At 78.9% G+C, this 5,800-nt stretch carries 4 protein-coding genes and 1 pseudogene; all 5 read right to left on the bottom strand.

The window, feature by feature from the left end:
• Positions 1-1,481, bottom strand: a 1,481-nt coding sequence (rfaE2, locus tag ACSNOD_RS27350) for a D-glycero-beta-D-manno-heptose 1-phosphate adenylyltransferase (RefSeq protein WP_436769747.1), incomplete at its 3' end; no start/stop codon positions are given.
• A 117-nt stretch (positions 1,482-1,598) separates the two neighbouring features.
• Positions 1,599-1,988 (bottom strand): annotated as a pseudogene (locus ACSNOD_RS27345) (D-sedoheptulose-7-phosphate isomerase); the annotation flags it as partial.
• 224 nt (positions 1,989-2,212) lie between these two features.
• Positions 2,213-3,457 (bottom strand): glycosyltransferase, encoded by a 1,245-nt coding sequence (locus tag ACSNOD_RS27340; RefSeq protein ID WP_436769746.1) that lies wholly within the window; start codon positions 3,455-3,457, stop codon positions 2,213-2,215.
• Positions 3,457-4,443: a glycosyltransferase gene (locus ACSNOD_RS27335; RefSeq protein WP_436769745.1), complete on the bottom strand. Its 987-nt coding sequence runs from the start codon at positions 4,441-4,443 to the stop codon at positions 3,457-3,459. Before ACSNOD_RS27335 ends, ACSNOD_RS27340 begins: the two co-directional genes overlap by 1 nt.
• Positions 4,440-5,462 carry a glycosyltransferase family 9 protein gene (locus ACSNOD_RS27330; protein ID WP_436769744.1) on the bottom strand — a complete coding sequence of 341 codons (1,023 nt, stop codon included), beginning with the start codon at positions 5,460-5,462 and terminating at the stop codon, positions 4,440-4,442. The genes ACSNOD_RS27335 and ACSNOD_RS27330 overlap by 4 nt, the downstream gene beginning before the upstream one ends.
• Between the last annotated feature and the right edge of the window lie 338 nt (positions 5,463-5,800).

Below are 5,800 nucleotides of genomic sequence, written 5' to 3'. Positions count from 1 at the left end.
GTGGTGGCCCGTCCCACCACCGGCCCGGAGCGGGGACCCGCGCAACCTGCCGGCCCGCGGGCCGCGCGGCGGGCCAGTTCCGTGGTGGAGCGGCCGTCCAGGTAGGGCAGGACGAGCGCTTGGCCGCCCCAGGCACGCAGGGCCGCCGCCTCGGGGAGCGCGTCCGCGCTGTAGTCGCCGCCCTTGACCCAGATGTGCGGCCGCAGCCGGCGCAGCAGCGCCTCGGGGGTGTCCTCGTCGAACACGGCGACGGCGTCCACGCAACCGAGGCCGGAGAGCACGCGGACGCGGTCGGCGACGGGGTTGAGGGGCCGCCCCGGGCCCTTCAGCCGGCGGACGGACGCGTCGGAGTTGACGCACACGATGAGGCAGTCGCCGGTGCGGCGGGCGTTCTGCAGCAGGCCCACATGGCCCGCGTGGAGCAGGTCGAAGCAGCCGCCGGTGGCGACGACCGTACCCCCGCGGGCGCGTACCGCCGCGGCCAGGGCCAGCGGATCGGCCATGTGGTGCGGGCCCGGTCCCCCCGGGCCGTACGGGAGCGGAAGCCCGTGCGCCGGGTCCGGGACGTCCGGCTCGTCCCACAGCGCGGTCGCCCCCGCGCCGCCGGCCGCGACGAACGCGGCCGCCTCGGTGACCGCCCGTTCGACGGCCTCCTCCGGCAGGCCACCCGCGGCGAGCGCCACGGCGGCGGTCGCGGCGAAGCAGTCCCCCGCGCCGCAGGGGTCGCCGTCCGCGCGCTGCGGCGCTGGCACGTACAAGGGCGCGTCGCCGCCCTCGCGCGTCAGCAGGGCGCCGCGCGCGCCCAGGGTCACCGCGACGGCCGCCGCGCGCCAGCGCCGCGCCAGTTCGGCGCCCCGGTGGCCGTGGGCGCGCAGGGAGTCGTCCACTCCCCCGGCCGGTACGAGGGCGCGGGCCTCCGCCGCGTTGGGAGTGGCCAGCCGGACCCCCGGCACGGGCGGCCCGCCCCGGGGGTGCGGGTCCCAGACGACGGGTGCCCGGTGGGCGGCCTCGGCCAGGTGCTCCCGTACGGCGTCGGCGGTGCCCCGGCCGTAGTCGGCGACCAGGACGGCCGCGGCCTCCCGCAGTGCTTCTCGCAGGGCCGCCCGGGCCGTCTCGCCGGGCGGCCCCGGGGTGCCGCCGCCGCGGTCGACGCGCACCAGCGGCCGGCCCGCCGCCCGTACCCGCGTCTTGACGGGCAGGGTGCCGTCGAGGGGCAGGGCGACCAGCCGGACGCGGGGCCGCAGCGCGTCCCGGACGGTCCCGCTGGCGGCGTCCTCGCCGAGCGCGGTGACGAGGACGACCTCACGGCCGGTGCGGGCGGCCAGCGCGGCGGCCAGCCCCGCTCCGCCGGGGCGGCTGCGCTCGGCGGTGACATCGACGACCGGGGCGGGCGCGTCGGGCGCGAGGCGGGTGGCCTCGCCGTCGATGTCCGTGTCGAGCAGCACGTCGCCGACGACGACGAGCGGGCGCTGGGCGGCCATGGAAACCTCCGGTCGGGGGCGGTACGGGCGATACGGGTACGGGCCGGGGCCGATGCGGTCCTGGGTGATCGAGGAGGCTCGTCCTCAGGGCCTCAGGGCCTCAGGGCCTCAGGCCCCGCTGCGGCCGGACGTGGAGAGCAGGACGAGCACGTCCCCCGGTCTGCCGTGCGCGGCGACCTGCCGGGCGAAGACGTCGTCGTAGCCGTAGTCGTTGCCGATGGCGGTGACGCTGGAGGTGTCGGCGTGCAGGGCGATGGCGGAGTACGCGGGCCGCTCGCGCTGGTAGCGGCCGACGAGTTCGGCGGTGAGGTGCTGGGCCTGGGCGGCGCTGCCGCCGTTGCCGGCGGCGAGCAGCCGGCCGCCGACGGGGAGGACGGCGGCGAGGTGCCGGCCCCACTCGGTGATCTGGCCCAGGCCGTGGTCGCGGAAGCGGACCAGGGCCTCCTGGAGGGACTGGCAGTGCGCCTGGGCGGCGCGCAGGGTGTCGGTGCGCAGTGGATCGGTCATGGCGGTCGGGCCTCCCGGCGTGGACGGACGGTGTCGCGGTCCGTGCCCCCTGTGTGGTCTGCTCGCGTGCCGTGCGCGGGTGCGCGCGGCGTGGGCGGGTGCGTCGGCGGCGGGCGGGCCGGCGGTACGCGCGTCGGCGGCGGGTTCGTCGGCGGTACGCGCGTCGGCGGCGGGCGGGCCGGCCGCGTCGCCCGCGCCCGGGACCTCGCCCCCGCTCCCGCCCCTCACGCCGTCACCCCGCTCTGCGTCCCCGCCGGCCGCGGCGCCAGCACCTCGCGGTAGACGGTTTCCGTGGCGGCGGCCACCCGGTCCCAGCCGTAGCGGGTCAGCACCCGCCGGCGGCCGGCGGCGCCACACGCGGCCCGGTGCTCGGGGTCGGCGAGCAGCCCGGCGACGGCGTCGGCCAGGGCGAGCGGGTCGCCGGGCGGCACCAGCCGCCCCGTGCCCGGGTCGGCGACGGTGTCCTGCTGGCCGCCCACCGCACTGGCCACGACCGGCGTTCCGCAGCCCATGGCCTCCAGCGGCACGATGCCGAAGGGCTCGTAGTCCGCCGGGCACAGGACGACGTCGGCGGCGCGCAGCAGCGCGGGCACCTCCTCGCAGGGCAGCCCTCCGGTGAACCGCACGCGGTCGGTGACGCCCAGGTCGTGGGCGAGCCGGCGCAGCCGCCCGGCCTCGGGGTCCTCGTCGAGGCGGGCGAGCGGCGGCCCGCCCGCGATGACGAGTTCGGCGTCGGGCAGCAGCGCGAGGGCCTCGATGGAGACGGCGGCGCCCTTGCGCGGTACGAGGCGGCCCACCTGGGCCAGCAGCGGGCGGCCGGTCCGGGGGACGGTGGGCCCCTCGGGGGTGAAGCGCGCGGTGTCCACGCCGCAGGGGACGACGGACACGCGCGCCGCGCACAGCCCCATGGCGGTGAGTTCGGCGACCTCGTCGTGGCAGGTGGCGATGATGCGGTCGCAGCCCTCACCGACCTTGGTCTCCCAGGCGATCCGGTCCGGCGGGCTGGTGTCGGCGTCCTTCTGGTGGCGCCGCTTGACGGTGCCGAGCGCGTGGTAGGTGTGGGCGAACGGCAGGTCGAGGGCGCGGGTGGCCTGGAGCGCGGCGACGCCGGACATCCAGAAGTGGGAGTGGATGAGGTCGGGGGGCTCCTTCTCCCACTCGCCCTCCAGGTGGCGGCCGAACTGCGGCATGTACGGCAGCAGTTCGTCCTTGGGGAGCGCGCGGGCGGGGCCGGCGGGGACGTGGCGCACCTCGACGCCCGGCCGCAGTGGCACCCGGGCGGGGAGGTCGGGCGCGTCGCGGCGGGTGTAGACGGCGACGCGGTGGCCGCGGTCGGCGAGGGCTCCCGCCAGGTGGGCGACGTGGACGTTCTGGCCGCCGGCGTCCACCCCGCCCAGCACGGCCAGCGGGCTGGCGTGCTCCGAGACGAGCGCGATGGTGAGGGCACCGGCCCGGTGGTCGCGGGTCATCAGCGGGTCACCTCCTCGATCAGGCGCTCCCAGTCGGCGAGGAAGCGCTTGAGTCCGTAGCGGTCGAGGGCGGCGCGGCGGGCGCGGGCCCCGTGCTCGGCGGCGGCGTGCGGATCGTTGAGGTAGGTCCTGGCGGCCTCGGCGAGGACCTCGGGGCGGGTGGAGAGCACCCCGCAGTCCGGCGGCACGGCCTCGACGGCCTCGGTGGTGGCGAGGCCGACGACGGGCATGCCCAGGTGCATGGCCTCCAGCAGGGAGAGGCCGAGGGAGGTCCAGCGCACGGGGTGCAGATACAGCCGGCGCCGGGCCATGGCGGCGTGCAGGTCCGCCTGGGGCAGGTCGCTGCCGCGGCAGCGGTCGGGGGGCAGGCCGAGGTGGGCGGCGAGCCCCTCCGTCCGCATGCCGAAGACGTCCAGGGGCGCGGCCTCGCTGAGCGCGGGCAGCAGATCGGTGCCGGTGTGACGGCCGCGCCGTACGGGGTCGTTGACGACGACCGCGGCGCGGGCGAGCTCTCCGCCGTAGAGGTGGCCGGGGTCGACGACGCCGTGTTCGATGACCGTCGTGGGCGCGGTTCCGTTGTCCCAGAAGAGCCGGTTGAAGTGCGTGACGTGGACGAGGACGAGGCGGTCGGAGCGGTGGCGGCCGGCCGGCCGGTCGGCGCACGGGTGGCGGGTGTTCGGCACGTTCCCGTCCGGCGCGTTGTGCTCCAGGTACACCGCGGGCACGTCGCGGCCCGGGCGCCGGCCGCCGAGCCAGCGCTCGGCGAGGTCGGCCTCGTGGGGCCGCTGGAGCACCACGAGGTCCACGGGGGCGTCCCGCAGTTCCCCGGGGGTGCGTTCCACCACGGACTCGGGCCAGGCGTACGTCCGCGCGCGGCCGAGTCCGTCGGGGCCCCGGTCCGCCGTCACGGGCACGAGGTAGGTGTGCGGCCCTTGGACGAACGCGGTGGTCCAGGAGCCGTGCACATGCCAGAGCAGGATGTTCATGCGGTCACCTCCGTTGGGCCGCCGGGGCCCGTGTCGTGCGCGTACAGCGACTCGACGGCGTCGATCACCTCCCGGTCGGTGACGGAGTCCAGACAGGGGTGGCCCGGCACGGGGCAGACGCGCGCCCGGCTGCCGGCGCAGGGCGCGTCCGGGCGGCCGAGGAGGATGTGCGGCACGCCGTACGGCGCCCAGCGCTCCGCGGGCACGACGGGGGCGAACAGGCAGGCCACGGGGGTGCCGACGGCCGCGGCCAGATGCGCGGGGCCGGTGTTGCCGAGCACGGCGGCCCGGGCCCGGGCCAGCACCCCGGCGAGCTCCGGGAAGCCGGTGCGGCCCCCGAGGTCGAGGGCGCGGTCGCCGGCGACCTCGGCGGTCAGCTCCTTCTCGCCGGGGCCGCCCGTGACGACGACGCGGTGGCCGGCCGCGTCGAGCGCGGCGACCGCGCGGGCGGCCCGCTCCGGGCTCCAGGCGCGGGCCGGCACGGCGGCCCCGGGGTGCACGACGACGTACGGCTCCGGCCCGGTCAGCGGGGTGGTGTCCGGTGGCGCGGTGATCCGCAGCGCGCCACTGTCGCCGGGGGGCAGCGCGAACCCCGCGGCGCGGGCGAGGTCGAGGGCGGCGCGCGCCTCGTGGGCGCCCGGCGCCCGGTGGTGCCGCAGGTCGAGCAGCGCGCCAGGGTAGTGCTCGCTGTCGGCGGCCACCCAGGGAACGCCGGCCAGCTTCAGCAGGAGGGCCGCGGGGAGCGGGCTCTGGTGGTACGAGGCGAGGACCAGCGCGCGGTCGAAGCGGCGGGCGGCGAGGGCGTCGATCAGGGCGTCGGTGGTGTCGCGCCGTACGGGGGCGGGGTCGAGGCCGACCCAGGGCGCGTCGTGGACGAGCACCTCGTCGACGCCGGGCAGCAGGTGGGCGGCCGGCTCGCCGAGGGGCCCGCAGAGCAGCGCGGTGTACGCGGACCCGGCGGCGACGGCCCGCACGGCGGGCCCGGCGAGCAGCACGTCCCCGGCGCTGTCGAGCCGCACGACGACCGTACGGTGGCCTCCGGCGGTCCGCGCGCAACCGCCCGCGCCCGCGGGCGCGGTCCCGGACCGGCCGGCCGCCGGTCCGCGGGGCCGGGGGCCGGCCGCCGCCGCGGCTGGCGGGTCGTGGCCAGTGACCGGGCCGGGCCCGGGCGCGGTGGCGGACGGACCGCCGGGCCCGTCGGCGGCCGCGGCGTGCGACGCGGGGGCGCGGGTCGTCGCCCGCGCGGCGACGGGTACGTGGTCGGGGGCACCCGACGCGGGCGATGCGGGAGCGGCCGCGGCTACGGGGCCCGGGGCGGGAGCCGCACCGCCTACGGGGCCGGGCTCGGCAGCGGGGG

This window comes from Streptomyces sp. URMC 123, assembly GCF_051386515.1.
GTDB lineage: Bacteria > Actinomycetota > Actinomycetes > Streptomycetales > Streptomycetaceae > Streptomyces.
Note: the sequence above shows the minus strand (reverse complement) of the source record. Positions and strands in the feature narration are given on the sequence as shown.

Coding starts and splice junctions, on each gene's coding strand:
- ACSNOD_RS27340 (WP_436769746.1), bottom strand. CDS start 3,457: ATGACCCGCGACCACCGGGCCGGTGCCCTCACCATCGCGCTCGTCTCG.
- ACSNOD_RS27335 (WP_436769745.1), bottom strand. CDS start 4,443: ATGAACATCCTGCTCTGGCATGTGCACGGCTCCTGGACCACCGCGTTC.